We start from the raw sequence: 25280 nt of genomic DNA, 5'->3' as shown, positions 1-25280 counted from the left end.
TTCTATATAAGGAAAGACTTACCAGCGAAACCGCAACGAAGGTGCTGCTGGTGCCGGGGCCGGAGCCACGACAGGTGCTGCGCCCGCAACCGCAGGTTGTGGTGCTGCGACCGGCACCGGGGCTTCAGCCGGCAACTCCTGCAACTTCGCCAGCGACAATTGCGCGCGCATTTGATCTGCACTGCCGTTGACCCGATAGACGATGCGATCGCCATCAACACTTTGCAGACGCACGCCAAACGGCTCAAGTAACCGCAACAGCGCCGCGTAGTGTTCAAGATTCATCCCCTGCACTTCCAGAGTCTGCTGCCCCGAAGCGCCCGGCTTGGCAACAAACCGAGGCGCCAGCCGCTCAGCCACCGCCAGCATCACCGCGTCAGCGACCGCAGCCTGATCGGCGCCCTGCACACTGCCAGCCTCTTTCTGATCGCCCAGCCACAGGTGCCACTTGGCCTGCCACTGCCCGCCCTCTTCACGGGCATGCACCGCGAGCAAGGCATCAGCGTTGTAGCGTTCGGACGCGCCGCGCAACGGCGCCGGATCCGTGCCTTCCAGCGCTGGCGCCGTGGCAACCAATTGCTCACTCAAGTCCGCCAGCGGCAAACGCAATGGCAAGCCGCGATGTTGAGCTGCCGTACGCAACGGCGCCGCAGCGGCCTGACCATCACCGACCAGACTGGAACCCTCAGCCGAATCGTTGAGCCACCAGCTCAGAATCGACGGGCGACTCGCACCCCACACCGACAACCCGGCACGCCGCAGCGCCTGCTCGGTGGTCGCCGGATCGAAATCGACTTTCAGCACCTCCGGCGGCCCGGCATCAAAACCGAATTGACTGATGATCTGCTGCGGATCCTTGCGAATCGCCGCCAGCCCCGGGTTTTGCGCAGCCTTCGGATCACCAGTCAAACGCAAGACCAACGTGTCGAGCGCCGCCTGCGTGGCGCGATCACGCTCTTCCGGTGCCTGGCCATTGACCGGCTCACGTACTTGATAGAGGCCTTTGAGGTTTTCGGCGTGACTCGCCAGGCTGATCAGCGACAAGCAACCCACAAACAACAATTTACAAAAACGCATGGAAAATTCCCGTCGACAGGAGCGGCTGGAACAGGCCGCGTGAATCGGTTGAGCAAGGCTGTGACAATCTGCCAGCACCAAACATTCACACGACAGCGGTAAGTTTTTGCACAGTGATAACGATAGACGGTTAATCGCCACACCTTATACAGGCACCCGCAGGCCTTAATTGCAAAAAATTTCCCGAGATATGGCCCTGCCCGTCGGTGCGAGGATGGCCGCTGCCCCTCAAGCCTGATAAAATCGCGCGCCTTCGCAGACCGGCAACAGCCGGGCACCTCGAAACTCGCGTGAGGCCATCGCCCCGTCGATTTCGAAGTTCCCGCTGAACTCGGTCGTTACCCCTGAATCCCCTCCCCTAAAGGCCTGGATCATGAGCAAGCAACCCTCCCTGAGCTACAAGGACGCCGGTGTAGACATCGACGCCGGTGAAGCATTGGTCGAACGCATCAAGAGCGTCGCCAAGCGCACTGCGCGCCCGGAAGTCATGGGCGGCCTGGGCGGTTTCGGCGCCCTCTGCGAAATCCCGGCCGGCTACAAGCAGCCCGTACTGGTTTCCGGTACCGACGGCGTCGGCACCAAACTGCGTCTGGCGCTGAACCTGAACAAGCACGACAGCATCGGTATCGACCTGGTTGCCATGTGCGTCAACGACCTCGTGGTTTGCGGCGCTGAGCCACTGTTCTTCCTCGACTACTACGCCACCGGCAAACTCAATGTCGACACCGCTGCCCAGGTAGTGACCGGCATCGGCGCTGGCTGCGAACTGTCGGGTTGCTCGCTGGTTGGCGGCGAAACCGCTGAAATGCCTGGCATGTACGAAGGCGAAGACTACGACCTGGCCGGCTTCTGCGTCGGCGTCGTGGAAAAATCGGAAATCATCGACGGCTCGAAAGTCGCCACCGGTGACGCCCTGATCGCTCTGCCATCCTCCGGCCCGCACTCCAACGGCTACTCGCTGATCCGCAAGATCATCGAAGTCTCCGGCGCCGACATCGAAAACATCCAGCTCGACGGCAAACCGCTGACCGACCTGCTGATGGCCCCGACCCGCATCTACGTGAAGCCGCTGCTCAAGCTGATCAAAGACACCGGCGCCGTCAAAGCCATGGCCCACATCACCGGTGGTGGCCTGCTCGACAACATCCCGCGCGTTCTGCCAAAAGGCGCTCAGGCGGTGGTTGACGTGGCTAGCTGGACTCGCCCGGCCGTGTTCGACTGGCTGCAAGAAAAAGGCAATGTTGACGAAACCGAGATGCACCGCGTGCTGAACTGCGGCGTTGGCATGGTTATCTGCGTGGCTCAGGAACACGTAGAAGTTGCACTGAACACCCTGCGTGACGCCGGCGAACAGCCTTGGGTCATCGGTCAGATCGCTGCCGCTGCCGAAGGCGCTGCCCAGGTTGATCTGCAGAACCTTAAGGCTCATTAATGTCCGCAACCTGTGATGTCGTGGTGCTGTTGTCCGGCACCGGCAGTAACTTGCAGGCTTTGATCGACAGCACGCGGACCGGCGACAGCCCGGTCCGCATCGCTGCAGTGATTTCCAATCGCGCCGACGCCTACGGCCTGCAACGCGCCAGTGACGCGGGTATCGCCACCCGCTCGCTGGATCACAAGGCATTTGAAGGCCGCGAGGCCTTCGATGCTGCTCTGATCGAACTGATCGACGAATTCCAACCGAAACTCGTGGTGCTGGCCGGTTTCATGCGCATTCTCAGCGCTGATTTCGTTCGCCACTACCAAGGGCGCCTGCTCAACATCCACCCGTCGCTGCTACCCAAATACAAAGGGTTACACACTCATCAGCGCGCGCTGGAAGCCGGCGACACGGAGCACGGCTGCTCCGTGCACTTCGTCACCGAGGAACTCGATGGCGGACCACTGGTCGTACAGGCAGTATTACCGGTAGAGTTGCACGATACGCCGCAGAGTCTCGCGCAGCGAGTACACGTTCAGGAACACCTGATCTACCCGATGGCAGTACGCTGGTTTGCCGAAGGCAGGCTGGCACTCGGTGAACACGGTGCTTTACTGGATGGCCAGCTACTCGCGGCCAGCGGCCACTTGATTCGAAACTAGGAGATATTATGCGTCGCGCCCTGCTCTTCGCTTGCGCTCTGCTCGCCCTGCCCTTCGCGCAGGCAGCCGAACTTCAACCGTTCTCCGCCAGCTACACCGCCGACTGGAAGCAACTGCCCATGAGCGGCACCGCCGAGCGCAGTCTGGTCAAGGAAGCCAACGGCGTCTGGAAGCTCAGCTTCAAGGCCTCGATGATGATCGCCAGCCTGACTGAAGAAAGCACCCTGACCCTGGACAAGGACACCCTGCTGCCGCAGTCCTACCACTTCGAACGTGGCGGCCTGGGCAAAGCGAAAAAGGCTGATCTGGATTTTGACTGGAACAGCAAGATGGTCACTGGCACCGACCGTGGCGACGCGGTGAAAATCCCGCTGAACCGCGGCATGGTCGACAAGTCCACCTATCAACTGGCGCTGCAGCATGATGTCGCTGCCGGCAAGAAGACCATGAGCTATCAAGTGGTCGATGACGGCGAAGTCGATACCTATGACTTCCGCGTGCTGGGTTCGGAAAAAGTCGAGACCAAGGCTGGTCAGATCGATGCAATCAAGGTCGAGCGCGTACGCGACCCGACACAAAGCAAGCGCATCACCGTCCTGTGGTTCGCCAAGGACTGGGATTACCTGCTGGTTCGCCTGCAACAGGTTGAAACCGACGGCAAGGAGTACAACATCATGCTCCAGGACGGCACGGTCAACGGCAAAACCGTTAAAGGCAGCTGATCCGCCGCTGCATCAAAGAGCCCCGCGAAATACGGGGCTTTTTTTTTGCGTGCTGGATTGGAGATTTGTGCCTGGCTCGCCCCTCACCCCAGCCCTCTCCCGAGGGAGAGGGAGCTGACCGAGATGTCTGGCGCCATGCATCGACCTGAAAAGTCGAGTCGATTATGGATTCCCCAAAGCAAGATCAGGTCGGCGTAACCCGCTAATCTTCCACGGTCAGTCCCCTCTCCCTCTGGGCGGTCCGACGTTTCGGGAGGGTTAGGGTGAGGGGCTTTTGAAGGCGAACCTCAAACCGAAAACTTCGCCACCATGCTGTTCAGATCCACCGCCAACCGCGACAGCTCCTGACTCGCCGCACTCGTCTGATTAGCCCCCGCCGAGGTCTGCATCGCCAGATCACGAATGTTCATCAGATTGCGATCCACCTCCCGCGCCACCGCTGCCTGCTCTTCCGAGGCACTGGCGATCACCAGATTACGCTCGTTGATCAGCGTGAATGCCGAGGCGATCTCTTCAAGTGCAGTCCCGGCAGCCTTGGCCAATTCCAGCGTCGAACGCGCCCGCACATTGCTTTGCTGCATCGAACCGACCGCTGAATCGGTGCCCTGCTGAATGCCGCCGATCATCTGTTCAATCTCTTGCGTCGACTGCTGGGTGCGATGCGCCAAGGCCCGCACCTCATCCGCCACCACGGCAAACCCGCGCCCGGCATCACCGGCCCGTGCAGCCTCGATCGCAGCGTTCAACGCGAGCAGATTGGTTTGTTCGGCAATCGAACGAATCACATCCAATACTTTGCTGATGCCATGAACCTTCTGCGCCAGATCTTCGACCTGCGACGCATTGTTGGTCACGTCTTCGGCGAGCAACTCTATCGACGAAACGGTTTGGCGCACTTGTTCACGGCCATGCTGAGCAATGCGATCGGACTCACGCGAAGCTTGCGAGGTGGCCATCGCATTGCTGGCCACCTCTTCCACCGCAGCGGTCATCTGATTGACCGCAGTAGCGGCCTGCTCGATTTCCAGACTCTGCTGATGCAGCCCGCGCGTGGCGTCTTCCGTGACGCAGCTCAGCTCTTCCGAGGCCGAGGCCAATTGGCTGGAAGACTCGGATATTTGCCGGATAGTGTCGCGCAGGTTGTGCTGCATGCTCTTGAGCGCATGAAGCAGTCGCGCCGGTTCGTCCTTGCCGCTGATGCTGATATCACCGGTCAGGTCCCCACCCGCCACCACCTCGGCGACACCCAACGACTGCGCCAGCGGCAGCACAATGCTGCGCGTCAGCAGCAGGGCGAGGCCGATGGTGATCAGCGCGGTCACGCCGATCATCACCCCGACCCACACCCGCGAATTGATAAACACCAGTCGCGCCGCTTCAGTGGCGAGATTGGCGTTGTGTTTATTCAGTTCGACCAGCTCGCGCAGCAGCACCGCGATTTCGTCGGCCAGCGGACTCATCTGGCCGTTGAGAATGGTCGCGGCTTCTTCCACGCGATTCTGCGCAGATAACTGCATGACCTGCGCCTGAAACTCCAGGTACTGATGCTCGGCAACCTTGAAGCGATCAAACAGCTTGCGCTCTTCGGGCAGCACGATCAGCACGTCGTAACGCTGCTGAGCCTCACTCAGCACCCCACGCAGCTCATTGAGTTTGACGACATTCTGCTCCAGCGCCTGCGGATCGCGATTGAGCAACAGGCGCATGGTCAATGCGCGCAGGCGCAGCATGTCCTGACTCATCTCACCGACCGCCATGACGCTGGGCAGCCAATTGTTATCGACCTCGTCAGATTGGGCGCGCATGTTCGACATTTGCAGCAAAGCGAACGCCCCGAGGGCAAACACCATCAGCGCCAACAGCCCAAAACCGAGGCCGGCGCGCGGGGCAATATTGAGACTACGGATACTCATTGCTCTGGTTCCTTCCAAAAGCGCTGCATCAACCCTGCAGCTGGTTGCTTTAGAAGGTATCGGCCCGGCGAAAATTTGCGTAAGACCAAAACGTGATATCAAAAGGCCTTAATACTCCGAACCGTGGGCATTAACGATTCAGCGCGGTTTTGCCGGACTTGAGCACCGTTCGCGGCAAGATCGCCAGGAAATTATCCCGAGCGACTTTTTTCGCAACGTCCTCGGGCAACGCATCAAGGAACGGCTTGAAGCTATGCATTTCCTCACCGAGCTTGTTGAAACGCCCTACCACGTCCGAGCCAAGCATGAAGCGGTCCGGGTACTTCTCGACCAGCGCCAGCCATTCCGGGCGCGGCTTGCCCTGCTCGTCCAGCAGATACGGCGTGAGCATGCTCCACGACAAATCAATGAACAAATTGGGGTAAGCCTCGAGCATGCGCGTCAGGGTCGGCAGCAAGAACGGCAACTGTGTCTGATGCCGATGAATTTCAGCACTGGTGCCTGCGTGCGCCCAGATAAATCGCGTGTGTGGGTGATTACGCAGCGGCTCTTCGACTTCCTTCAGATACAGCGGATTCTTCTCACGCTTGGAGGTGATATTGGAATGCAGCATCACCGGCAGATCGTTCTCGGCGGCGAGATGATAGATCTTGGTCATCGCCTCGTTGTTGGCCCGCGGCGTGTCGCCGGACGTCAGCGCCGTGAGGTCGTCATGCCGGGTGAACACCTCGCCGATGCCCTGCCACAGCCCCGGATACAGATCGAGCATGCGCTGGATGTGTGCGGCAGAGTTCTTGTCGTTGGGGTTGAAGCCCGACAGAAACGGATGAAAGTACGGCCGCTGCTCGGCGCTCAGCTTTTGCACGGCGTCGGCGACAATCACGTCGGTCGCACTGTACCAATAGGCATCAGCGTCATCGCCAGCGTAGTAGCGCGGACGCTTGGGTTCGTCCTCATGCCATTTTTTCGCCACCGGAATGCCAGAAATCATCACATGCTCGACGGAACCGTCCTTCATCGCCGTCAGCAGTTTCGCCATGCCTGCGCTTTCCTGGAAAAAATCCACGTAATGCAGGTGCGCATCGCTGTAGGTGTATTCGCGGGCGCTGACGTTGCCGGCAAGCAGCAGAAGACAGGCAAGACTCAAACGATACAGGGACACAAGTAATCTCCGGCAAGTAGGCATAGCCTAGACCCCGCCCTGACGACAAGGGTTCATCCCGCAGGAAAGTGGAACGCGTGCCGGTGGGAATGCTCTATAACTGCAAGGTCTTTTTTGATCGAACGACTTTTCCTACTGCCAGTGAGGTTCCCATGACCGTTACCGTCAATACCGTCTCCGCTGAAGGTTTTCGTCACACCGTACAGATTGATGACCACGAACTGTTTGCCGACGTGCCGAAATCCGCCGGCGGCGAAGGCTCGGCGCCTGAGCCGCACGACTATTTCGATGCCGCCCTCGGCGCCTGCAAAGCGCTGACCCTGAAGATGTACGCGAAAAAGAAAGACATTCCGCTGACCGGCGTCGGGGTCGACGTCAAACGCGACAACAGCGAAGAACAAAAAGGCAAATACGTCCTGCACGTCACCCTCACTCTCAAAGGCGTACTCACCGATGCCCAGCGTGAGGAACTGCTGCGCGTCGCCGACCGCTGCCCGATTCATAAACTGATGACCACAACCGACGTCAGCATCGAAACCCACGCCCCGCAAGGCTTCGACAGCCAGTAATCCTCCTCATGCCAGCGGCGGGTTATGCTTCTGGCATCACCCGCTCAGCCTGGAATGCACCATGGACACGCAACCTCTGATCATCCGCCCGCGCGCCGAAGACGTCGAAGGCCAGCCGATTCTGCGCCCGCTGCCGTCAGCCAAATGCCGCAGCGTCGGGCCTTTCGTGTTTTTTGATCACATGCTCGAGACGGTTTATCCGACGGGCAAAGGCATGAACATCCGACAGCACCCGCACATTGGTCTGTCGACGCTCACGTATCTGTTCGAAGGACAGATCCAGCACAAGGACAGCCTTGGCTCGGATCAGATGGTCAGCGCTGGCGATGTCAGCTGGATGACTGCCGGTAGCGCGATTGCTCACGTTGAACGCACGCCTGAGCCGTTGTGGGACAAAAGCTTCACCATGCACGGTTTGCAGATCTGGCTGGCGTCGCCCAAGGATCACGAGCAAGGCCCGGGGCATTACAGCCATCACCCGGCAGCGACGTTGCCGGTCAGCGATAACCTCGGTGTACAGATCCGGATGATTGCCGGGTCAGGCTTTTGCCTGGAATCGCCGGTGCCGGTGCTTTCTCCTACGTTGTATGCGGAAGTGCAGATGCAAACCGCGACCACGTTGCTGATTCCGACCGAGCATGAAGAGCGGGCGGTTTATGTGCTGAGTGGGGATGCGCAACTGAACGGTGAAGCGCTTGAACCGCATGCGCTGGCGGTATTGCCGGCCGGGGAAGAGATGAGTCTGTTTGCCGAGAGTGATGTTCACGCCGTGGTGTTTGGCGGCGCGCCGCTGGACGGGCCTCGGCGGATCAACTGGAATTTTGTGGCGAGCGATCCGGCGGCGATCGATGAAGCGCGGCGCAAGTGGGCGACCGGGGACTGGCCGACGGTGCCAGGGGAAGTTGAGCGGATCGAGTTGCCGCGCTGAAAAGCCACCCTCACCCCAGCCCTCCCGAAACGTCGGACCGCCCGGAGGGAGAGGGAGCCGACGGAGGTGTCTTCAGTCATCCATCGACCTGAGATATAGCGTCGATTATAGGTTCAGCTAAACACAGCAGACGATTTCGGATTCACATAAGCATTTTCAGTCGGCGGACCTCTGAAATATCCCCCAATCAGTCCCCTCTCCCTTTGGGAGAGGGTTAGGGTGAGGGGCTTTTGCTTTTCAGGCTTTTAGCCCTTGAACACTTCATCCAGCAAATCATGCATCGACTTGAATGCGCGCTTGGCGGTCTTCGCGTCGTACATCATCTTGCCCGGCACATTGGCATGCGGATCGGTAAAGGAGTGCACCGCACCGCCGTAGCTCAGCAGTTGCCAGTCCACTTTCGCCGCGTTCATCTCGTCTTCAAACGCCGGCAACTGTTCTTTCGGCACCAACGGGTCAGAAGCACCGTGCATCACCAATACCGAACCCTTGATATTCTGCGCATCGGCAGGATTCGGCGAATCCAGCGTACCGTGGAACGACACCGCAGCCTTCACCGCCGCGCCAGTGCGCGCCAGATCCAGCGCACAGCAACCGCCAAAGCAGAAACCGAACACCGCCAGTTTCGACGTATCGACCGCTGCTTCGCCCTGCTTCTGCAATTGCTCGAACGCCGCTTGCATACGTTTGCGCAGCAGCGCGCGATCATCCTTCAACGGCATCATCGCCGCACCAGCCTGATCAGCGTTTTGCGGGCGCACCGCCTGACCATAGACGTCAGCGATCAGCACCACGTAGCCCTTGGCCGCCACCGATTTGGCTATCTCTTCGGCACCGGCGCTGACGCCCATCCAGTTCGGCGCCATCAACAAACCCGGAAGCGCGCCGTTGTGCTCGGCGTCGAATGCCAAACGACCTTCATAAGGCTGGCCGTCGATCTGATAGACCACGGATCGTACAGTGACTTGGCTCATTTCTGACTCCTGATTGGTTAAACACCAGAATGAAAAAACCCGCCGAAGCGGGTTTTTCTACGACTTGGTTAAACCGACAGCTCAACCAGCAGCTTGTTCAGACGGCGCACATAGGCGGCCGGATCCTTCAAGCTGTCGCCCGCCGCCAGCGCAGCCTGGTCGAAGAGAATGTGCGACAGGTCGCCAAAACGCTCTTCGCTCTGCTCGCCATCGAGTTTCTCGATCAGCGGGTGGCTTGGGTTGAATTCGAAGATCGGCTTCGAATCCGGAACCTTCTGACCGCTGGCTTCGAGGATCTGACGCATTTGCAGACCCAGATCCTGTTCGCCGATGGCCAGAATGGCCGGCGAATCGGTCAGACGATGCGAAACCCGTACTTCAGCCACGGAATCGCCCAGCGCAGTTTTCAGACGCTCAACCAGACCTTCTTTGGACTTGGCGACTTCTTCTGCGGCTTTCTTGTCCTCTTCCGAGTCCAGGTTGCCCAGATCGAGGTCACCACGTGCCACGTCGACAAAGGTCTTGCCGTCGAACTCGCTGAGGTAGCTCATCAGCCACTCGTCGATACGGTCGGTCAGCAGCAGCACTTCGATGCCTTTCTTGCGGAAGACTTCCAGGTGCGGGCTGTTTTTAACCTGCGCGTAGGTTTCGCCGGTGAGGTAGTAGATCTTGTCCTGACCTTCCTTGGCGCGGGCCAGGTAGTCGGCCAGACCGACGATCTGCTCGCCGTCGTCGCCATTGGTCGATGCGAAACGCAGCAGACCGGCAATTTTCTCTTTGTTGGCGAAGTCTTCTGCCGGGCCTTCTTTCATGACCTGACCGAAATTCTTCCAGAAGCCCTTGTATTGCTCAGGCTCGTTCTTCGCCAGTTTTTCCAGCATGTCGAGCACGCGCTTGGTCAGCGCGGTCTTCATCGAATCGATAATCGGGTCTTTCTGCAGAATTTCCCGCGACACGTTCAGCGAAAGGTCGTTGGAGTCGACCACGCCTTTGATGAAGCGCAGGTACAGCGGCAGGAACGACTCGGCCTGATCCATGACGAACACGCGTTGCACGTACAGCTTCAGGCCTTTCGGCGCTTCACGCTGGTACAGGTCGAACGGTGCGCGGGCCGGCACGTACAGCAGCGAGCTGTATTCGAGCTTGCCTTCGACTTTGTTGTGGCTCCAGGCCAGCGGGTTTTCAAAGTCGTGCGCGATGTGCTTGTAGAACTCCTGGTATTCCTCGTCCTTCACTTCAGTGCGCGGACGGGTCCACAGAGCGCTGGCGCGGTTGACGGTTTCCCATTCAACGGCCGGAGCCTCTTCGCCTTCGGCAGCTGCCGCTTCTTTCGGCAGCTCGATCGGCAAAGCGATGTGGTCGGAATACTTCTTGATGATGTTGCGCAGACGCCAGCCATCGGCGAATTCGTCTTCGGCGGCTTTCAGGTGCAGGACGATACGGGTGCCGCGCTCTGGCTTGTCGATGGTGGCGACTTCGAACTCGCCCTCGCCTTTCGACGACCAGTGCACGCCTTCGCTGGCCGGGGTGCCGGCGCGACGGCTGTACACGTCAACCTGGTCGGCAACGATGAAGGCAGAGTAAAAGCCCACGCCGAACTGGCCGATCAAGTGCGAATCTTTCTTCTGATCGCCAGAAAGATTCTTCATGAAATCGGCAGTGCCGGATTTGGCGATGGTCCCCAGGTGGGTGATCACATCGTCACGGTTCATGCCGATACCGTTGTCTTCGAGGGTGACGGTCTTGGCGTCCTTGTCGAAACTCACACGGATTTTCAGGTCAGCGCCGCCTTCAAGCAGCTCTGGCTTGGCCAGGGCTTCGAAGCGCAGTTTGTCGACAGCGTCAGAGGCGTTCGAGATCAATTCGCGAAGGAAAATTTCCTTGTTGGAATACAGCGAATGGATCATGAGGTGCAGCAGCTGCTTTACCTCGGTCTGGAAGCCCAGGGTTTCCTTTTGAGTTTCCACACTCATGGTCATCAAACTCCAATCAGATGGCAGTGGCCGCGACCCGAAATGGTCGGCGGCGGGTTGTCTTGTGAGTTTGGGGCGCTGTTCAGGATTTCAAGGGCTCATCGATTTTGAAGTGCGCGCGAGCGGTGGCAATCGGTTCGCTTTCGGTACTTTGCCAGGCGGTGATGGCGACGTTGGCTACACGCCGGCCCTGGCGACACACCTGACATTTGGCCCAAGTGTCGCGAAACTGCCCGGCGCGTAGGTAATCGAGAGAGAAGTCGATGATCTTCGGCACCCCGGGCGCACCGGTGAAGATCAACAGATGCAGGGCGGCGGCCAGCTCCATGAACCCGGCGATCACCCCGCCATGGATTGCCGGCAATAAAGGGTTACCAATGTTGTCCTTGTTCGCAGGAAGCTTGAACAGCAATTCATCGCCGACGCGTGAGCATTCGATGCCGATCAGCCCGGCGTAGGGAATCAACTGCAACAGCGGCGCGTAATCGCCCTGCGCGTGAGCCTTGAGCAATTGCTGCTTGAGGTCATCGCTCATTGCCCTTCTCCCTTTATTACACCGCCAAAGCCTTTTGTGCCTTTGAGGGCCTTGCCCATGCGCATGAACGTACCGACCACATGGGCGATCGGCTGCTCGGGATCGTCCTGATAGGCGAAACCGCGAGCGAAGATCACGTCGGTGGTCACCCGGTAGCACTGAGCGAAGCCATACACATCTTTATCGGGTTCGGCGGCATGCATGTAGTCGATGCGCAGGTCGAGCGTCGGGCAGACCTCGAATTCCGGCAAAACGCACAGCGTGGACATTCCGCAGGCGGTGTCCATCAACGAAGTGATTGCGCCGCCGTGGATCACGCCGGTCTGTGGATTACCTACGATTTTCGTGCTGTACGGAAGGATCACCGTAAGCCCTTCGCTGGACGCGCTGTGCACGCGCAATCCGAGTACCTGACAGTGTCGCAGCACGGAGAGAAACCGCGTCGCGCGCTCAAAAACGGGGTTTCCGTCCATTTGATAATTACTCTCGTTAGAGCCTTTTGCCAGTAGTAAGCAATACAGCAAAAGTTCCGTGTAAAAACAAACTTATATATCTGAAAGAAATGAGGAACTTAACCTGTAGCGCCGAGTTCTTAAGGCCAGTAGTTATTTTCCATAAGGAGAAACACCCCATGCGTAAGACTTTTGCTATTGCCTTGATGTTGACCGCTTCCCTCGGTCTCGCTGCCTGCGATAAAAAATCCGAGGACAAAGCTCAAGATGCCAACCAACATGCTGAACAAGCTCAGCAAGACATGAACAAAGCTCAGGATAAAGTGAACGACGCTGCGAAAGAAAACGCCGAAGCTGCCAAAGCTCAGGCTGAATCGAACGCTGCTGCACAAGAAGAAGCTGCCAAGAAGCAATAATTCGCTTTTTGCTGCAGAAAAAAGAAAACCCGCCAAGTGCGGGTTTTCTTTTGCCTGTCATCTAGCGCCAGGCTCGTCTTAGAGCAAGACAGTTCTAAAAGTCGGACTAATCATCAGTAGCAACGAGCACAGTACGCCAACTACCCAAACCAGGCTGCGCAGCTTGGGTTGGTCGGCCAGATAGAGCCACAAATAGAGAATCCGCGCGATAACAAAAACGATCGCCAATGTATCGATCAGCCATCCTGCCGTCTGAGTGGTGTGCGCCATCAACACGCCGACCGCGAACAACATGAACGCTTCAATCGTATTCTGATGCGCCGCCAGCGCCCGCGCGCCGTAGCCGGTCAGTTGCGCCTGTTGCTGACGTGGCAGGTGGTTGTTGTAACCGCCCAGCTCTTTCATCGCCTTGCCCACCGGCATACGCGCGATATAAATCAACAGCGCAGTGATAAACACACACCAGAACGGAATACTCATCAAGCGACCTCTTTGTTTGTCTCGGGAATGGGAGCTTCTGTAGGGGTATAGACCATGACATCGAGAACGTCGGAATGAAACTCGCGGCGGTACAAGACCAACACCACCCCGGCGCTCATCAGCATGAACAGCCACGGGCTGACGAACCACGCCAGCATGGTCATGCCGAAGTAGTAAGAGCGCAGCCCGAAGTTGAACTGGTTCGCCGCCATCGAAATCACCCGCGCCGCCCGCGCAGCGAACGCCTTGCGCTCCTGTTCGGAGACATGTCGCTCACCGATCATTGGCGCCGACCCGACCAAAACCGCCGCAAAATTGTACTGACGCATACACCAGCTAAAGGTGAAGAAGGCGTAGACGAACACCATCGCCAGACACAGCAACTTGATTTCCGACATGCCCTGCGATGCCTGCTGCACCATCGGGATGTCAGCCAGCAACGACACCGCCCGCTCCGAGGCACCAAGCACGGTGAGAATGCCGGCGAGGATGATCAATGTGCTGGAGGCGAAGAACGAGGCGTTGCGTTCAAGATTACCAATTACGCTGGCGTCGGCGATGCGGTTGTCACGCAACAGCATGCGGCGCATCCAGTCTTCGCGGTACAGGTGCAGCACGCTGGCCAGACACGCTGTATCGCGGCCTTTCCAAGAGGCATAACGGGTATAACCACCCCAGCAGATGACAAACCAGATGGCGGCGAGCAGGTGAATCAGGTTGGCTTGGATGAACGACATTCGTTTTCCTGAGCATGAGGAATGATGGGAGTAACCCTTTGTTTCGACGTATTGGCTCGCAAAAAGACACGCTCATTCGAGAGTCGAATTTATTCAAAAATAGACCGCAGCTATTAATTTGCGAAGGCTGATACCTGTCAACTCTGACAGTAGCGCCGAGGGTGAGGCGGGCATAAGGTTGTTTATGACCAGAGAATACTGACAGGCACGCTAACCCAGACAAGGACTCGATCATGACACCTTCGAACGCTGCACTGCCCATTGACGCAACATTCGGTAATCAAGGGTATGCCGACTCTTTTGCTCCGGGAAGCCAGGCTCTGAGCATCGCAGGCCTGCGCCCTGATGGAAAAATCCTTCTCGTGGGACAAACCTTTGTAGACGGCAAGGTCAGTTTTCATTTGGCGCAATAACTGGCGGACGGCGCTAACGATACTGGCTTCAACAAAAACGGTTCGATCGTAGGTACGTTTACAGGTTCGGGACAAGCCAGCGGAACTGGCGCCTGTCTTTATAAAGACGGGAAGGCGCTGCTTTTCGGGTTTCAATATGATGAGGACCAAGGGAACCGGTTTGCGCTTGCCAGATTTTTCGCTGATGGTGAAAGAGATCGCGAGTTCGGTCCCGATGGGACGGTTTACATCCCTTTTCTCCCGCAGTCCAAATCGCAACCATCAAAACCAGGGACTTTCGCTAACTCGAGTTCCAGAACCAGGGTAGTACTGACCGCTGATGAAAAAATTCTCGTGGGTCAAAGCAACCGACTGTTCAGACTTGATCAGGAAGGAGTTTTTGATACCACTTTTAACGGCAAAGGCTGGTTAGATCTTGCACTGAACATCTCTTCGATTTCGGTTTCTGAGAATGGAGTCATCACAGTCGCAGGCGCGACAGCGGCCTCTCGAAAAGGAGTGATCGTGCGTCTGAATGTAAATGGAACGCCCGATGAAGACTTCGGCGATGATGACACTGGAACTGTCTACTTCCCATCGGATTACCCGACCAGCGTACGAAGCCTGATGCTACGTGCTGACGGTAGTTTTTTTATTGCCGGTGAAGTCGACACCGCTCCTAACGACGATTGGGGTAAAGGGCGCAGGGGAATGATGGCCGCGTACAACCCGAACGGTAAACCAAATATTGCATTCAATCAGGGTACGCCTATCGTCACTGATCTTGGATTAACCGACGGTTGCAGTTGGTTCGATCTGAGTGGGGAGCCTAAGGATGGTCTGGTCGTGGTGGGAGGCACGGGACAAAGAACAAGAGAGCAAATGCTCGCCTGCCGCTATCTGGCAACGGGAAAACCAGACACAGACTTTGGTGAAGGCAAGGGATACGTTACTCAGTACTTGGGGCCTGGTATGCAGTGGATTTCGGTGGCAGTGCAGCCCGACAAGCGAATACTCCTGAGCCGCGCAAGCGACAACATCAATTTAGGGGCTCTGGTCGTACGTTATCGGGGCTGAGAATTATCAGCTTTCATAAAAAATGCCCCGTATCGATTGATACGGGGCATTTCCGTTTAAGCGTTGAAGACCCGCTTTTGGCGGGTCAGGTAACGTCAGGCAACCGCTTCGCTGCGCTTGCCGAGCATGCGATCACAAACAACCGCAACCACCAGCGTCATCACGCACGGCACCAGCCATGCCAGCCCCTGCTCGCTCAGCGGCAAGTGGGACAACTGCGATGGCATCCAGCCGGCCAGACCGGCGCCTTTCAGCGCGTCGATGGTGCCGAAGATGAACGACACCAGCATCACCGGACCGAGGATACGGCCGTGCTCATGCCAGAAGTCTTTGCAGAAGCTCAGCGCCACCAAGACGATGCACGGCGGATAGATCGCGGTCAGCACCGGAATCGAGAAGGCAATCAGCTTGGTCAGACCCAGGTTGGACACCAGCAGCGAGAACGCCGCCAGAATGATTACCAGAGTCTTGTAGGACAGTGGCAGCACACGGCTGAAGTATTCGGCACACGCACAAGTCAGACCGACCGCCGTCACCAGACACGCCAGCGAGATCAGCACTGCGAGGAAACCGCTGCCCAGCGAACCGAAGGTGTGTTGCACATACGCGTGCAATACCGCCGCGCCATTGGTCGCGCCCGCTGCTACTTCGTGGCTGCCGGAACCAAGGCGGAACAGGCTGACATACACCAGCGCCAGACCGACACCGGCAATCAGGCCAGCGATGATCGCGTAACGGGTGATCAGCGCCGGCGACTCGACGCCACGGGAGCGGATCGCGTTAACGATGACGATGCCGAACACCAGCGCGCCGAGGGTATCCATGGTCAGGTAACCATTGATAAAGCCTTGGGAGAACGGTGCCGCCACATACTCAGGCGTGCCGTGACCGATATCACCCGCCGGCAAGGCGAATGCAGCGATGCCGAGCACTGCCAGTGCGATGATTTTCAGCGGCGCGAGGAAGCGGCCAACGGTGTCCAGCAAACGCCCAGGGTAGAGCGAGATGAAGAACACCAGCAGGAAGTACACCGAGCTGTAGAGGAACAGTGCCAACGGGCTTTCGCCGGTCAGCGGCGCCAAGCCTACTTCAAACGATACGGTCGCAGTACGCGGGGTGGCGAACAACGGGCCGACCGCCAAGTAGCAAGCCGCGGCCAAAATGCCGCCAGCGATCTTGCCGATCGGGCTGCTCAGCGCATCCATTGCCCCACCGACCTTGGCCAATGCAACGACGGTGATCACCGGCAGACCCACCGCGGTGATCAGGAAGCCCAGCGCGGCCATCCAGACGTGAGGTCCGGCCTGCAAGCCAACGATCGGCGGGAAAATGATGTTGCCTGCCCCAACGAACAGGGCAAATGTCATAAAGCCAAGTGCCAGGATGTCCTGACCTTTCAAAACTTTCATTAAGGTAATACCACACTACTGAATCGGAATTTAGAGGGGGATTGCCCTGTGTAATTAGGGAAATGCTGTCGATCCGTATGGGACTGACCCTTAAAGCGCGTTGCATGCCTTGTGGGCGGCAGACGCAAAAATGGCTGCTAGCCTAACGAATTTGGCCTGCAAACGCACTGTTAGAGGGCGAACTATCCGATACGCGACGTTTCTGTGTCGCGTTTACGTATCTATTTTTCGTTGGTACGGCAAAGATCAAAAGATCGCAGCCTTCGGCAGCTCCTACAGGGGATCGCAATTCTCTGTAGGAGCTGCCGAAGGCTGCGATCTTTTGATCTTCCAAATTGCAGAAACAACAAAGGCCACCCGAAGGTGGCCTTTGTCAGCAGAGTTGCAAGCTAAGCGCGAGGCTTACTTGACAGCCCAACCGGTCAGCTCGGCCAGGGCCTTGCCGATGTCTGCCAGCGAACGCACGGTTTTCACGCCTGCGTCTTGCAGCGCAGCGAATTTCTCGTCTGCAGTGCCTTTGCCGCCAGAGATGATTGCGCCAGCATGGCCCATGCGCTTGCCCGGAGGAGCAGTCACACCAGCGATGTAGGAAACAACCGGCTTGGTCACGTGTGCCTTGATGTAGGCAGCCGCTTCTTCTTCAGCCGAACCGCCGATCTCACCGATCATGACGATCGCTTCGGTCTTCGGGTCTTCCTGGAACAGCTTCAGGATGTCGATGAAGTTCGAACCCGGGATCGGGTCACCACCGATGCCGACGCAAGTCGACTGACCGAAACCGGCGTCAGTAGTCTGCTTAACAGCTTCGTAGGTCAGGGTGCCGGAACGCGAAACGATACCGACTTTGCCTGGCAAGTGAATGTGACCTGGCATGATGCCGATCTTGCACTCGCCCGGAGTGATAACGCCTGGGCAGTTAGGGCCGATCAGGACTACGCCCAGCTCGTCGCACTTAACTTTAGCGTCCAGCATGTCCAGGGTAGGAATGCCTTCGGTGATGCAGACGATCAGCTTGATGCCGCCGAATGCCGCTTCCAGGATCGAATCTTTGCAGAAAGGAGCCGGAACGTAGATCACGCTGGCGGTAGCGCCAGTGGCCGCTACTGCGTCTTTAACGGTGTTGAACACTGGCAGACCCAGGTGCTCGGTGCCGCCTTTGCCAGGAGTAACGCCACCAACCATTTTGGTGCCGTATTCGATGGCTTGCTGGGTGTGGAAACTACCTTGCGAACCGGTAATACCCTGGCAGATAACTTTGGTGTCTTTATTGATCAGGACGCTCATTATTTGCCCTCCGCAGCTTTGACAACTTGTTGAGCAGCGTCGGTCAGGCTGGTAGCAGCGATGATGTTCAAACCGCTTTCTGCCAGTACTTTAGCGCCCAGCTCAGCGTTGTTGCCTTCAAGGCGAACAACAACCGGGATTTTCACGCCGACTTCTTTCACAGCGCCGATGATGCCTTCGGCAATCATGTCGCAGCGAACGATGCCGCCGAAGATGTTGACCAGTACTGCAGCGACGTTGGTGTCGGACAGGATGATCTTGAACGCTTCAGTTACGCGTTCTTTGGTAGCGCCACCACCTACGTCGAGGAAGTTGGCTGGCTTGCCGCCATGCAGGTTGACGATGTCCATGGTACCCATGGCCAGGCCAGCACCGTTGACCATGCAGCCGATGTTGCCTTCCAGTGCTACGTAGTTCAGTTCGAACTTGGCAGCGTGCGCTTCGCGCGGATCGTCTTGCGACGGATCGTGGAAAGTCTTCAGCTTAGGCTGACGGTACATTGCGTTGGCGTCGATGTTGATCTTGGCGTCCAGGCAGTGCAGATCGCCGTCAGCCTTGATCACCAGCGGGTTCACTTCCAGCAGAGCCAGGTCGTGATCCTTGAACAGCTTGGCCAGACCTACGAAGATCTTGGCGAACTGAGCAACCTGCTTGCCTTCCAGACCCAGCTGGAATGCCAGCTCGCGACCCTGGAATGGCTGAGCGCCAACCAGTGGATCGATAGTGGCCTTGAGAATTTTTTCTGGAGTGTCGTGAGCGATTTTCTCGATGTCCACGCCACCTTCGGTGGAAGCCATGAACACGATGCGACGGCTCGAACGGTCAACGACAGCGCCCAGGTACAGCTCTTTAGCGATATCAGTGCACGATTCAACCAGGATCTTGGTGACTGGCTGGCCATTGGCGTCAGTCTGGTAAGTCACCAGACGCTTGCCCAGCCACTGCTGTGCGAAGGCTTTGGCGTCTTCTTTGCTGCGAACCAGCTTGACGCCGCCCGCTTTACCGCGACCACCGGCGTGGACCTGGGCTTTGACAACCCACTCACTGCCGCCGATTTTGTCGCAAGCTTCTGCTGCTGCTTCCGGGGTGTCTACTGCGTAACCAGTGGAAACTGGCAGGCCGTATTCAGCGAACAGCTGCTTACCCTGATACTCGTGAAGATTCATGCTTTTTACCGTCTTCGTTAGGTACTGCGCATTCGGCGCTGCGCTCGTTTGAGTGCCGCGCCACCTGTGACTGCTGCTTGCGTAGCCTTTCCGGATAACCGGTGCAGCTACGCAAGACTGCGTCCAGCGGACATTCCGCGGTGAGACTTGCTCGCAAGGCTCACGACGGGCCGTTACCGCCGTGGTTTCTTATTGTCTGTTAACGCTTTTTGCGGTTGGCAATGTGGATGGCGCCGCCATTCACAGCCAGAGCAGCTTCGTGCAAGGCTTCAGACAGGGTCGGATGGGAGAAAACCATCATGCCCAGGTCTTCAGCGCTGGTGCCGAATTCCATACCGATCGCGCCCTGCTGAACCAGTTCTGCAGCGCTCGGGCCAATCACGTGCACGCCCAATACGCGGTCAGTCTTGGCATCAGCGATGACCTTGACGAAACCACCGGTATCGTTGGCGGCCATGGCACGGCCGGAAGCGGCGAACGGGAAGGTGCCGACGTTAACTTCAACGCCTTCAGCTTTCAAGGCCTGCTCGGTTTTGCCAACCCACGCGATTTCCGGGTGAGTATAAATAACCGAAGGGATCAGGTCATAGTTCATCTGGGCTTTGTGGCCCTTGATGCGCTCGACAACCATGATGCCTTCTTCGGATGCCTTGTGCGCCAGCATCATGCCGCGAACCACGTCACCGATGGCGAAAACGCCCGGTACGGTGGTCGCGCAGTGATCGTCAACGTGCACGAAACCGCGCTCGTCGAGGGTCACGCCGCTGTCGGCAGCCAGCAGATCAGTGGTCACCGGACGGCGACCAACGGCTACGATCAGCTTGTCGAACGTGATGGTCTGCTCGCCGTTGGCATCGGTGTAGTTCACAACGACTTCGTCGCCATTCACTTTCGAGCCGGTTACGCGAGCGCCCAGTTTGATGTCCAGACCTTGTTTGGTCAGGGTTTTCAGCGCTTCCTTGGAAACAGCGGTGTCCGCTGCCATCAGGAAGGTGTCCAGAGCTTCGAGGACAACCACTTCCGAACCCAGACGCGACCACACCGAACCCAGTTCCAGACCGATCACGCCAGCGCCGATCACGCCCAGACGCTTAGGTACGGATTGGAATTCCAGAGCGCCAGTCGAATCGACGATGACTTTCTGATCAACCGGAGCCGGTGGAATGTCGATCGGACGCGAACCTGGAGCCAGGATGACGTTTTCAGCTTCGATGACTTCAACCGAGCCGTCTGGCTTGGTGACTTCGACCTTCTTGCCAGCCAGCAGTTTGCCGTGGCCCTGGATCGAAGTAACGCCGTTGGCCTTGAACAGGGTGGCAACGCCGCCGGTCAGGTTCTTGACGATGCCAGCCTTGCGGCCAACCATCGCAGCGACGTCCATTTTGACTTCGCCAGTCGAGATACCGTGAACGTTGAAGCTTTCTTTCGCTTCCTTGTATTTCCAGGAACTGTCGAGCAGCGCCTTGGAAGGAATGCAGCCCACGTTCAGGCAGGTGCCGCCCAGGGCTTGCTTGCCTTCTGCGTCGGTGTACTTCTCGATGCAGGCAGTGGTCAGACCCAGCTGCGCGGCCTTGATGGCAGCCACGTAGCCACCAGGGCCAGCACCGATCACTACTACGTCAAATTTCTGCGACATTCAAAAAATCCTCTTTAGCGAAAAGCTTCAAGCCGCGCGCCCCAAGCCAAGCTGCCCTTTCCTGCAGCTTGAAACTTGAAGCCCGCGACTGCTTCTATCAGATATCCAGCAACAGACGAGCCGGATCTTCCAGCAGGTTCTTGATGGTCACCAGGAAGGTCACAGCTTCTTTGCCATCGATCAGACGGTGATCGTAAGACAGTGCCAGGTACATCATCGGACGGATAACGACCTGACCGTTGATGGCCATAGGACGCTGGATGATGTTGTGCATGCCCAGAATCGCTGCCTGCGGCGGGTTGACGATCGGGGTCGACATCATCGAACCGAAGGTACCACCGTTGGTGATGGTGAAGGTACCACCGGTCATCTCGTCCATCGACAATTTGCCGTCACGGGCTTTCTTGCCGAAAGTGGCGATGCCGCCTTCGATTTCAGCCAGGCTCATCAGCTCGGCGTTACGCAGAACCGGAACAACCAGGCCACGGTCGCTGGAAACGGCAACGCCGATGTCCGCGTAGCCGTGGTAAACGATGTCGCCGCCGTCGATCGACGCGTTGACAGCCGGGAAGCGTTTCAGCGCTTCAGTAGCGGCCTTGACGAAGAACGACATGAAGCCCAGGCGTACGCCGTTGTGGGACTTCTCGAACAGATCCTTGTACTTCGAACGCAGGGCCATGACTTCAGTCATGTCGACTTCGTTGAAAGTGGTCAGCATCGCCATGTTCGACTGTGCTTCAACCAGACGCTTGGCCACGGTGGCACGAACGCGGGTCATCGGTACGCGCTTCTCGATGCGGTCGCCAGCGGCGAACACAGGAGCGGCAGCCGAAGGAGCAGCAGCCTTGGCAGGCGCGGCAGCCGGAGCGGCTTTCTTGGCAGCAACAGCAGCCACCACGTCTTCCTTGGTCACACGACCACCTTTGCCGGTGCCGGCAACGGAAGCGATGTTGATGCCGTTTTCTTCAGCCAGCTTGCGCGCAGCTGGAGCAGCAACAGGATCGTCTTCGCCTTCGCCAGCAGCTGGAGCGGCGGCAGCAGCAGCCGGAGCAGCAGCGGCGGCTGGAGCAGCGGCAGCGCTGCCCTCTTCGATCGAGCCCAGTACCTGGTTGGAAAGAACGGTATCGCCTTCGTTGGCAACGATTGCGCCCAGCACGCCGTCAGCTTCAGCCAGGACTTCGAGTACGACTTTGTCGGTTTCGATGTCGACGATCAGGTCGTCACGCTTGACGGCCTCACCTGGTTTCTTGTGCCAAGTGGCAACGGTGCCATCGGCAACCGATTCCGGGAATGACGGGGCTTTGATTTCGATAGCCATTATCTGTGGGTCCTTAAAATTCGGTTTCAGTCAGCGCGAAGGCGTTAAACAGTGAAAGCATCTTGCAGCAGTTTTTCCTGCTGCTCGGCGTGCATCGATGCGTAACCACAAGCAGGTGCAGCAGAAGCCTCACGGCCCGCGTACTCAAGTACGAGAGACTTGTCGAGGTTACCGATGCTACGGCGCAAGTGATGCTGGCTGCAGTACCAGGCGCCCTGGTTCATCGGCTCTTCCTGACACCAAACGGCATTTTTGACGTTGGTGTACGGAGCCAGGACTTCTTTCAAGTCGTCCTCAGGGAATGGATACAGCTGCTCGATCCGCACGATGGCGATATCTTCACGGCCTTCGGCACGGCGTTTTTCCAGCAGGTCGTAGTAGACCTTGCCGCTACACAGAACAACACGCTCGACCTTTTTCGGGTCCAGAGTATCGATTTCCGGGATCACGGTCTGGAACGAACCTTCGGCCAGATCTTCCAGGGTCGAGATGGCCAGTTTGTGGCGCAGCAGCGACTTCGGCGTCAGCACGATCAACGGCTTGCGCAGCGGGCGAATCACCTGACGACGCAGCAAGTGGTAGATCTGTGCTGGCGTGGTCGGTACGGCGACCTGAATATTGTGCTCGGCGCACAGTTGCAGGTAACGCTCAAGACGTGCCGAGCTGTGCTCAGGGCCCTGACCTTCGTAACCGTGTGGCAGCAACATGGTCAGACCGCAGAGACGGCCCCACTTGTGCTCGCCGCTGGTGATGAACTGGTCGATAACAACCTGTGCACCGTTGGCGAAGTCGCCGAACTGGGCTTCCCAGATCACCAGCGCATCCGGCGTGGTGGTCGAGTAACCGTATTCGAAGGCCAGTACCGCTTCTTCCGACAGGAACGAGTCGTACAGGTCAAAGCGTGGCTGACCGTCGTACAGGTGCTGCAGCGGAATGTAGGTGCCCGCGTCTTTCTGGTTGTGCAGAACAGCGTGACGGTGCGAGAACGTACCGCGGCCGATGTCCTGACCGGTCATGCGGATCGGGTGACCTTCGAACGCCAGGGTCGCGTACGCCATGGTTTCGGCGTAACCCCAGTTGATCGGCAGGCCGCCGGCTTGCATCTTCTGACGGTCTTCGTAGATCTTCGAGACCTGACGCTGAACCACGAAGCCTTCCGGAATTTCCAGCAGCTTGGCGGACAGTTCTTGCAGGGTCTTCAGATCAAAACGCGTGTCGTGACGCGCAGTCCAGGCGTGGCCCAGATACGGACGCCAGTCCACGAACAGTTCTTTGTTCGGCTCTTTGACCAGCGATTTCACTACATGCAGACCGTTGTCCAGCGCGTTGCGGTATTCGTCGACTTTCGCCTGAACACGCTCTGCGTCCAGTACACCGCCCTGGGTCAGACGATCAGCGTACAGCTCACGGGTGGTGCGCTGCTTGGTGATCTGCTGATACATCAGAGGCTGAGTACCGCTTGGCTCGTCGGCCTCGTTGTGGCCGCGACGACGGTAGCAGACCAGGTCGATCACCACGTCACGCTTGAACTGCATGCGGTAGTCGATGGCCAGTTGGGTCACGAACAACACGGCTTCCGGATCATCACCATTCACATGGAGGATTGGCGCCTGGATCATCTTGGCAACGTCGGTGGCGTACTCGGTGGAACGCGAGTCCAGCGGGTTGCTGATGGTGAAACCGACCTGGTTGTTGATCACGATGTGCACGGTACCGCCGGTCTTGAAACCGCGGGTCTGCGACATCTGGAAGGTTTCCATGACCACGCCCTGACCTGCGAATGCAGCGTCACCGTGGATGGAGATCGGCAGAACCTTCTCACCGGTCGGGTCGTTACGACGATCCTGACGGGCGCGAACCGAACCTTCTACCACCGGGGAAACGATTTCCAGGTGGGACGGGTTGAACGCCATGGCCAGGTGAACTTCACCGCCGGCGGTCATCACGTTGGACGAGAAGCCCTGGTGGTATTTAACGTCACCGGAACCCAGCTCGACCTTCTTCTTGCCTTCGAACTCGTCGAACAGCTCGCGCGGGTTCTTGCCGAAGGTGTTGACCAGCACGTTCAGACGGCCACGGTGGGCCATGCCGATGACGACTTCCTTGGTGCCGTAGGAACCGGAACGCTGGATCAGTTCGTCGAGCATCGGAATCAGGCTTTCGCCGCCTTCCAGACCGAAACGCTTGGTGCCCGGGTATTTGGTGCCCAGGTATTTTTCCAGGCCTTCACCGGCAGTCACGCGCTCAAGCAGGTGGCTCTTGATGTCGGCGGAGTACGTCGGACGACCACGCACGCTTTCCAGACGCTGCTGGAACCACTGGCGCTGCTCGGAATCGGTGATGTGCGTAAATTCAGCGCCGATGGTGCGGCAATATGTCTGCTGCAACGCTTCGTGAATTTCGCGTAGGCTCGCTTCCTCTTTGCCGATGAACAGGTCGCCGGCACGGAAGGTCGTATCAAGATCGGCATTGGTCAAGCCGTAATGATTGATCGACAGGTCTGCAGGTGCAGGACGCTGCCACAGTCCCAGCGGGTCAAGCTGGGCTGCCTGGTGGCCACGCATACGGTAGGCCTGGATCAATCGCAGCACTTCAACCTGCTTCTTCTCGTGCTCACTGCTCACGCTGCCGGCGGAAACCGGTTGGGCGCGGCGCTGGTTCTTTGCCAGCAGCACGAAATGATCGCGAATTGTGGAGTGCGAAACATCAGTGGCAGAGTTGCCGTCGGCAGGCAACTTCTGAAAGTAGGTGCGCCACTCTTCTGGCACAGCGTTAGGGTCGTGCAGGTAGAGCTCATAAAGCTCTTCCACATAGGCAGCGTTTCCACCTGAAAGGTAGGCGCTGTTCCACATGCGCTGCATCACGCTTTCTTGCATGCTTGGTCACCCTCGGTTAGGGGAACACCATCGATGTCGACACCGAGCAAACTTGCAGAAGTCCGAATGCAGCGACTAAAACAAGCCACTTAGGATCACACT

The 25280-nt window shown here is 57.9% G+C and carries 23 protein-coding genes and 1 pseudogene; 9 read left to right on the top strand and 15 right to left on the bottom strand.

The genetic code is table 11. The features are described from left to right. Positions 1 to 18: 18 nt before the first annotated feature. Positions 19 to 1077 (bottom strand): DUF2066 domain-containing protein, encoded by a 1059-nt coding sequence (locus ACM6JQ_RS05535; protein ID WP_007919832.1) that lies wholly within the window; start codon positions 1075 to 1077, stop codon positions 19 to 21. A 373-nt stretch (positions 1078 to 1450) separates the two neighbouring features. Here ACM6JQ_RS05535 and purM point away from each other — a divergent pair, with 373 nt between their 5' ends. The 3 genes from purM to ACM6JQ_RS05520 are packed head-to-tail and all read left to right on the top strand — an operon-like array spanning position 1451 to position 3881. Continuing rightward, positions 1451 to 2509, top strand: coding sequence for a phosphoribosylformylglycinamidine cyclo-ligase (gene purM / locus ACM6JQ_RS05530; RefSeq protein ID WP_007919839.1), 1059 nt, complete (start codon positions 1451 to 1453; stop codon positions 2507 to 2509). After that, positions 2509 to 3159: a phosphoribosylglycinamide formyltransferase gene (purN, locus tag ACM6JQ_RS05525; RefSeq protein WP_007919841.1), complete on the top strand. Its 651-nt coding sequence runs from the start codon at positions 2509 to 2511 to the stop codon at positions 3157 to 3159. Before purM ends, purN begins: the two co-directional genes overlap by 1 nt. Before the next feature lie 8 nt (positions 3160 to 3167). Beyond that, on the top strand, positions 3168 to 3881 hold the full coding sequence (locus ACM6JQ_RS05520) for a DUF3108 domain-containing protein (RefSeq protein WP_095114118.1): 714 nt from the start codon (positions 3168 to 3170) through the stop codon (positions 3879 to 3881). A gap of 287 nt (positions 3882 to 4168) precedes the next feature. Here ACM6JQ_RS05520 and ACM6JQ_RS05515 read toward each other — a convergent pair whose 3' ends face one another. Beyond that, on the bottom strand, positions 4169 to 5794 hold the full coding sequence (locus tag ACM6JQ_RS05515; RefSeq protein ID WP_414893362.1) for a methyl-accepting chemotaxis protein: 1626 nt from the start codon (positions 5792 to 5794) through the stop codon (positions 4169 to 4171). Positions 5795 to 5924: 130 nt separating this feature from the next. Continuing rightward, complete coding sequence (locus ACM6JQ_RS05510) at positions 5925 to 6980, bottom strand: amidohydrolase family protein (RefSeq protein ID WP_123374664.1); 1056 nt, start codon at positions 6978 to 6980, stop codon at positions 5925 to 5927. A gap of 128 nt (positions 6981 to 7108) precedes the next feature. On the opposite strand from ACM6JQ_RS05510, the gene ACM6JQ_RS05505 reads away from it, so the two are divergent. Then, the gene (locus tag ACM6JQ_RS05505; RefSeq protein WP_007919858.1) at positions 7109 to 7525 is read left to right on the top strand and encodes an OsmC family protein; all 417 of its coding nucleotides are present in this window, start codon (positions 7109 to 7111) and stop codon (positions 7523 to 7525) included. A gap of 61 nt (positions 7526 to 7586) precedes the next feature. After that, positions 7587 to 8453, top strand: coding sequence for a pirin family protein (locus ACM6JQ_RS05500; protein ID WP_414893361.1), 867 nt, complete (start codon positions 7587 to 7589; stop codon positions 8451 to 8453). A 245-nt stretch (positions 8454 to 8698) separates the two neighbouring features. On the opposite strand, the gene ACM6JQ_RS05495 is transcribed toward ACM6JQ_RS05500, so the two are convergent. The 4 genes from ACM6JQ_RS05495 to ACM6JQ_RS05480 form a co-directional block, all read right to left on the bottom strand. Further along, positions 8699 to 9427 carry a dienelactone hydrolase family protein gene (locus ACM6JQ_RS05495; RefSeq protein WP_095114122.1) on the bottom strand — a complete coding sequence of 243 codons (729 nt, stop codon included), beginning with the start codon at positions 9425 to 9427 and terminating at the stop codon, positions 8699 to 8701. A gap of 68 nt (positions 9428 to 9495) precedes the next feature. Then, a complete protein-coding gene (gene htpG, locus ACM6JQ_RS05490; RefSeq protein WP_034156253.1) occupies positions 9496 to 11400 on the bottom strand; it encodes a molecular chaperone HtpG in 1905 nt (634 codons plus the stop codon). An 82-nt stretch (positions 11401 to 11482) separates the two neighbouring features. After that, entirely contained in the window at positions 11483 to 11935 is a 453-nt protein-coding gene (locus ACM6JQ_RS05485) for a PaaI family thioesterase (RefSeq protein WP_007919863.1), read from the bottom strand. After that, positions 11932 to 12408, bottom strand: a complete 477-nt coding sequence (locus ACM6JQ_RS05480) for a PaaI family thioesterase (protein ID WP_414893360.1) — start codon at positions 12406 to 12408, stop codon at positions 11932 to 11934. Before ACM6JQ_RS05480 ends, ACM6JQ_RS05485 begins: the two co-directional genes overlap by 4 nt. Positions 12409 to 12566: 158 nt before the next feature. Between ACM6JQ_RS05480 and ACM6JQ_RS05475 the strand changes: the two genes are divergently transcribed. Then, complete coding sequence (locus tag ACM6JQ_RS05475) at positions 12567 to 12803, top strand: hypothetical protein (protein WP_007919867.1); 237 nt, start codon at positions 12567 to 12569, stop codon at positions 12801 to 12803. A 78-nt stretch (positions 12804 to 12881) separates the two neighbouring features. Here ACM6JQ_RS05475 and ACM6JQ_RS05470 read toward each other — a convergent pair whose 3' ends face one another. Both ACM6JQ_RS05470 and ACM6JQ_RS05465 read right to left on the bottom strand, forming a co-directional pair. Beyond that, positions 12882 to 13283: an MAPEG family protein gene (locus ACM6JQ_RS05470; RefSeq protein WP_414893359.1), complete on the bottom strand. Its 402-nt coding sequence runs from the start codon at positions 13281 to 13283 to the stop codon at positions 12882 to 12884. Next, positions 13283 to 14020 carry a DUF599 domain-containing protein gene (locus tag ACM6JQ_RS05465; protein WP_007919871.1) on the bottom strand — a complete coding sequence of 246 codons (738 nt, stop codon included), beginning with the start codon at positions 14018 to 14020 and terminating at the stop codon, positions 13283 to 13285. The genes ACM6JQ_RS05470 and ACM6JQ_RS05465 overlap by 1 nt, the downstream gene beginning before the upstream one ends. A 233-nt stretch (positions 14021 to 14253) precedes the next feature. Here ACM6JQ_RS05465 and ACM6JQ_RS05460 point away from each other — a divergent pair, with 233 nt between their 5' ends. From ACM6JQ_RS05460 to ACM6JQ_RS05450, 3 genes and pseudogenes are all read left to right on the top strand, one after another. Further along, positions 14254 to 14433, top strand: coding sequence for a hypothetical protein (locus tag ACM6JQ_RS05460; RefSeq protein WP_414893358.1), 180 nt, complete (start codon positions 14254 to 14256; stop codon positions 14431 to 14433). Beyond that, positions 14434 to 14652 (top strand): annotated as a pseudogene (locus ACM6JQ_RS05455) (hypothetical protein); the annotation flags it as partial. Between the two features lie 114 nt (positions 14653 to 14766). Beyond that, positions 14767 to 15489 (top strand): hypothetical protein, encoded by a 723-nt coding sequence (locus ACM6JQ_RS05450; RefSeq protein WP_414893357.1) that lies wholly within the window; start codon positions 14767 to 14769, stop codon positions 15487 to 15489. A 95-nt stretch (positions 15490 to 15584) separates the two neighbouring features. Here ACM6JQ_RS05450 and brnQ read toward each other — a convergent pair whose 3' ends face one another. The 6 genes from brnQ to ACM6JQ_RS05420 form a co-directional block, all read right to left on the bottom strand. Beyond that, complete coding sequence (gene brnQ / locus ACM6JQ_RS05445) at positions 15585 to 16898, bottom strand: branched-chain amino acid transport system II carrier protein (RefSeq protein WP_007919876.1); 1314 nt, start codon at positions 16896 to 16898, stop codon at positions 15585 to 15587. 402 nt (positions 16899 to 17300) lie between these two features. Beyond that, positions 17301 to 18182 carry a succinate--CoA ligase subunit alpha gene (sucD, locus tag ACM6JQ_RS05440; protein ID WP_007919877.1) on the bottom strand — a complete coding sequence of 294 codons (882 nt, stop codon included), beginning with the start codon at positions 18180 to 18182 and terminating at the stop codon, positions 17301 to 17303. Continuing rightward, positions 18182 to 19348: an ADP-forming succinate--CoA ligase subunit beta gene (gene sucC / locus ACM6JQ_RS05435; protein ID WP_007919879.1), complete on the bottom strand. Its 1167-nt coding sequence runs from the start codon at positions 19346 to 19348 to the stop codon at positions 18182 to 18184. The genes sucD and sucC overlap by 1 nt, the downstream gene beginning before the upstream one ends. Before the next feature lie 199 nt (positions 19349 to 19547). Beyond that, complete coding sequence (lpdA, locus tag ACM6JQ_RS05430) at positions 19548 to 20984, bottom strand: dihydrolipoyl dehydrogenase (protein WP_007919881.1); 1437 nt, start codon at positions 20982 to 20984, stop codon at positions 19548 to 19550. Between the two features lie 97 nt (positions 20985 to 21081). Next, positions 21082 to 22302 (bottom strand): 2-oxoglutarate dehydrogenase complex dihydrolipoyllysine-residue succinyltransferase, encoded by a 1221-nt coding sequence (gene odhB / locus ACM6JQ_RS05425; RefSeq protein WP_007919883.1) that lies wholly within the window; start codon positions 22300 to 22302, stop codon positions 21082 to 21084. Positions 22303 to 22346: 44 nt separating this feature from the next. Then, positions 22347 to 25178, bottom strand: a complete 2832-nt coding sequence (locus ACM6JQ_RS05420) for a 2-oxoglutarate dehydrogenase E1 component (RefSeq protein ID WP_007919886.1) — start codon at positions 25176 to 25178, stop codon at positions 22347 to 22349. Positions 25179 to 25280: the final 102 nt, after the last annotated feature.

It is taken from the genome of Pseudomonas sp. IT-232MI5, assembly GCF_949767845.1.
Lineage (GTDB): Bacteria > Pseudomonadota > Gammaproteobacteria > Pseudomonadales > Pseudomonadaceae > Aquipseudomonas.
Note: the sequence above shows the minus strand (reverse complement) of the source record. Positions and strands in the feature narration are given on the sequence as shown.

Coding starts and splice junctions, on each gene's coding strand:
- ACM6JQ_RS05495 (WP_095114122.1), bottom strand. CDS start 9,427: ATGAGCCAAGTCACTGTACGATCCGTGGTCTATCAGATCGACGGCCAG.
- sucC (WP_007919879.1), bottom strand. CDS start 19,348: ATGAATCTTCACGAGTATCAGGGTAAGCAGCTGTTCGCTGAATACGGC.
- sucD (WP_007919877.1), bottom strand. CDS start 18,182: ATGAGCGTCCTGATCAATAAAGACACCAAAGTTATCTGCCAGGGTATT.
- ACM6JQ_RS05475 (WP_007919867.1), top strand. CDS start 12,567: ATGCGTAAGACTTTTGCTATTGCCTTGATGTTGACCGCTTCCCTCGGT.
- ACM6JQ_RS05480 (WP_414893360.1), bottom strand. CDS start 12,408: ATGGACGGAAACCCCGTTTTTGAGCGCGCGACGCGGTTTCTCTCCGTG.
- htpG (WP_034156253.1), bottom strand. CDS start 11,400: ATGAGTGTGGAAACTCAAAAGGAAACCCTGGGCTTCCAGACCGAGGTA.
- odhB (WP_007919883.1), bottom strand. CDS start 22,302: ATGGCTATCGAAATCAAAGCCCCGTCATTCCCGGAATCGGTTGCCGAT.
- ACM6JQ_RS05485 (WP_007919863.1), bottom strand. CDS start 11,935: ATGAGCGATGACCTCAAGCAGCAATTGCTCAAGGCTCACGCGCAGGGC.
- purN (WP_007919841.1), top strand. CDS start 2,509: ATGTCCGCAACCTGTGATGTCGTGGTGCTGTTGTCCGGCACCGGCAGT.
- ACM6JQ_RS05515 (WP_414893362.1), bottom strand. CDS start 5,794: ATGAGTATCCGTAGTCTCAATATTGCCCCGCGCGCCGGCCTCGGTTTT.
- ACM6JQ_RS05535 (WP_007919832.1), bottom strand. CDS start 1,077: ATGCGTTTTTGTAAATTGTTGTTTGTGGGTTGCTTGTCGCTGATCAGC.
- ACM6JQ_RS05420 (WP_007919886.1), bottom strand. CDS start 25,178: ATGCAAGAAAGCGTGATGCAGCGCATGTGGAACAGCGCCTACCTTTCA.
- purM (WP_007919839.1), top strand. CDS start 1,451: ATGAGCAAGCAACCCTCCCTGAGCTACAAGGACGCCGGTGTAGACATC.
- ACM6JQ_RS05465 (WP_007919871.1), bottom strand. CDS start 14,020: ATGTCGTTCATCCAAGCCAACCTGATTCACCTGCTCGCCGCCATCTGG.
- ACM6JQ_RS05510 (WP_123374664.1), bottom strand. CDS start 6,980: ATGCCTACTTGCCGGAGATTACTTGTGTCCCTGTATCGTTTGAGTCTT.
- ACM6JQ_RS05500 (WP_414893361.1), top strand. CDS start 7,587: ATGGACACGCAACCTCTGATCATCCGCCCGCGCGCCGAAGACGTCGAA.
- ACM6JQ_RS05460 (WP_414893358.1), top strand. CDS start 14,254: ATGACACCTTCGAACGCTGCACTGCCCATTGACGCAACATTCGGTAAT.
- ACM6JQ_RS05520 (WP_095114118.1), top strand. CDS start 3,168: ATGCGTCGCGCCCTGCTCTTCGCTTGCGCTCTGCTCGCCCTGCCCTTC.
- ACM6JQ_RS05470 (WP_414893359.1), bottom strand. CDS start 13,283: ATGAGTATTCCGTTCTGGTGTGTGTTTATCACTGCGCTGTTGATTTAT.
- lpdA (WP_007919881.1), bottom strand. CDS start 20,984: ATGTCGCAGAAATTTGACGTAGTAGTGATCGGTGCTGGCCCTGGTGGC.
- ACM6JQ_RS05505 (WP_007919858.1), top strand. CDS start 7,109: ATGACCGTTACCGTCAATACCGTCTCCGCTGAAGGTTTTCGTCACACC.
- brnQ (WP_007919876.1), bottom strand. CDS start 16,898: ATGAAAGTTTTGAAAGGTCAGGACATCCTGGCACTTGGCTTTATGACA.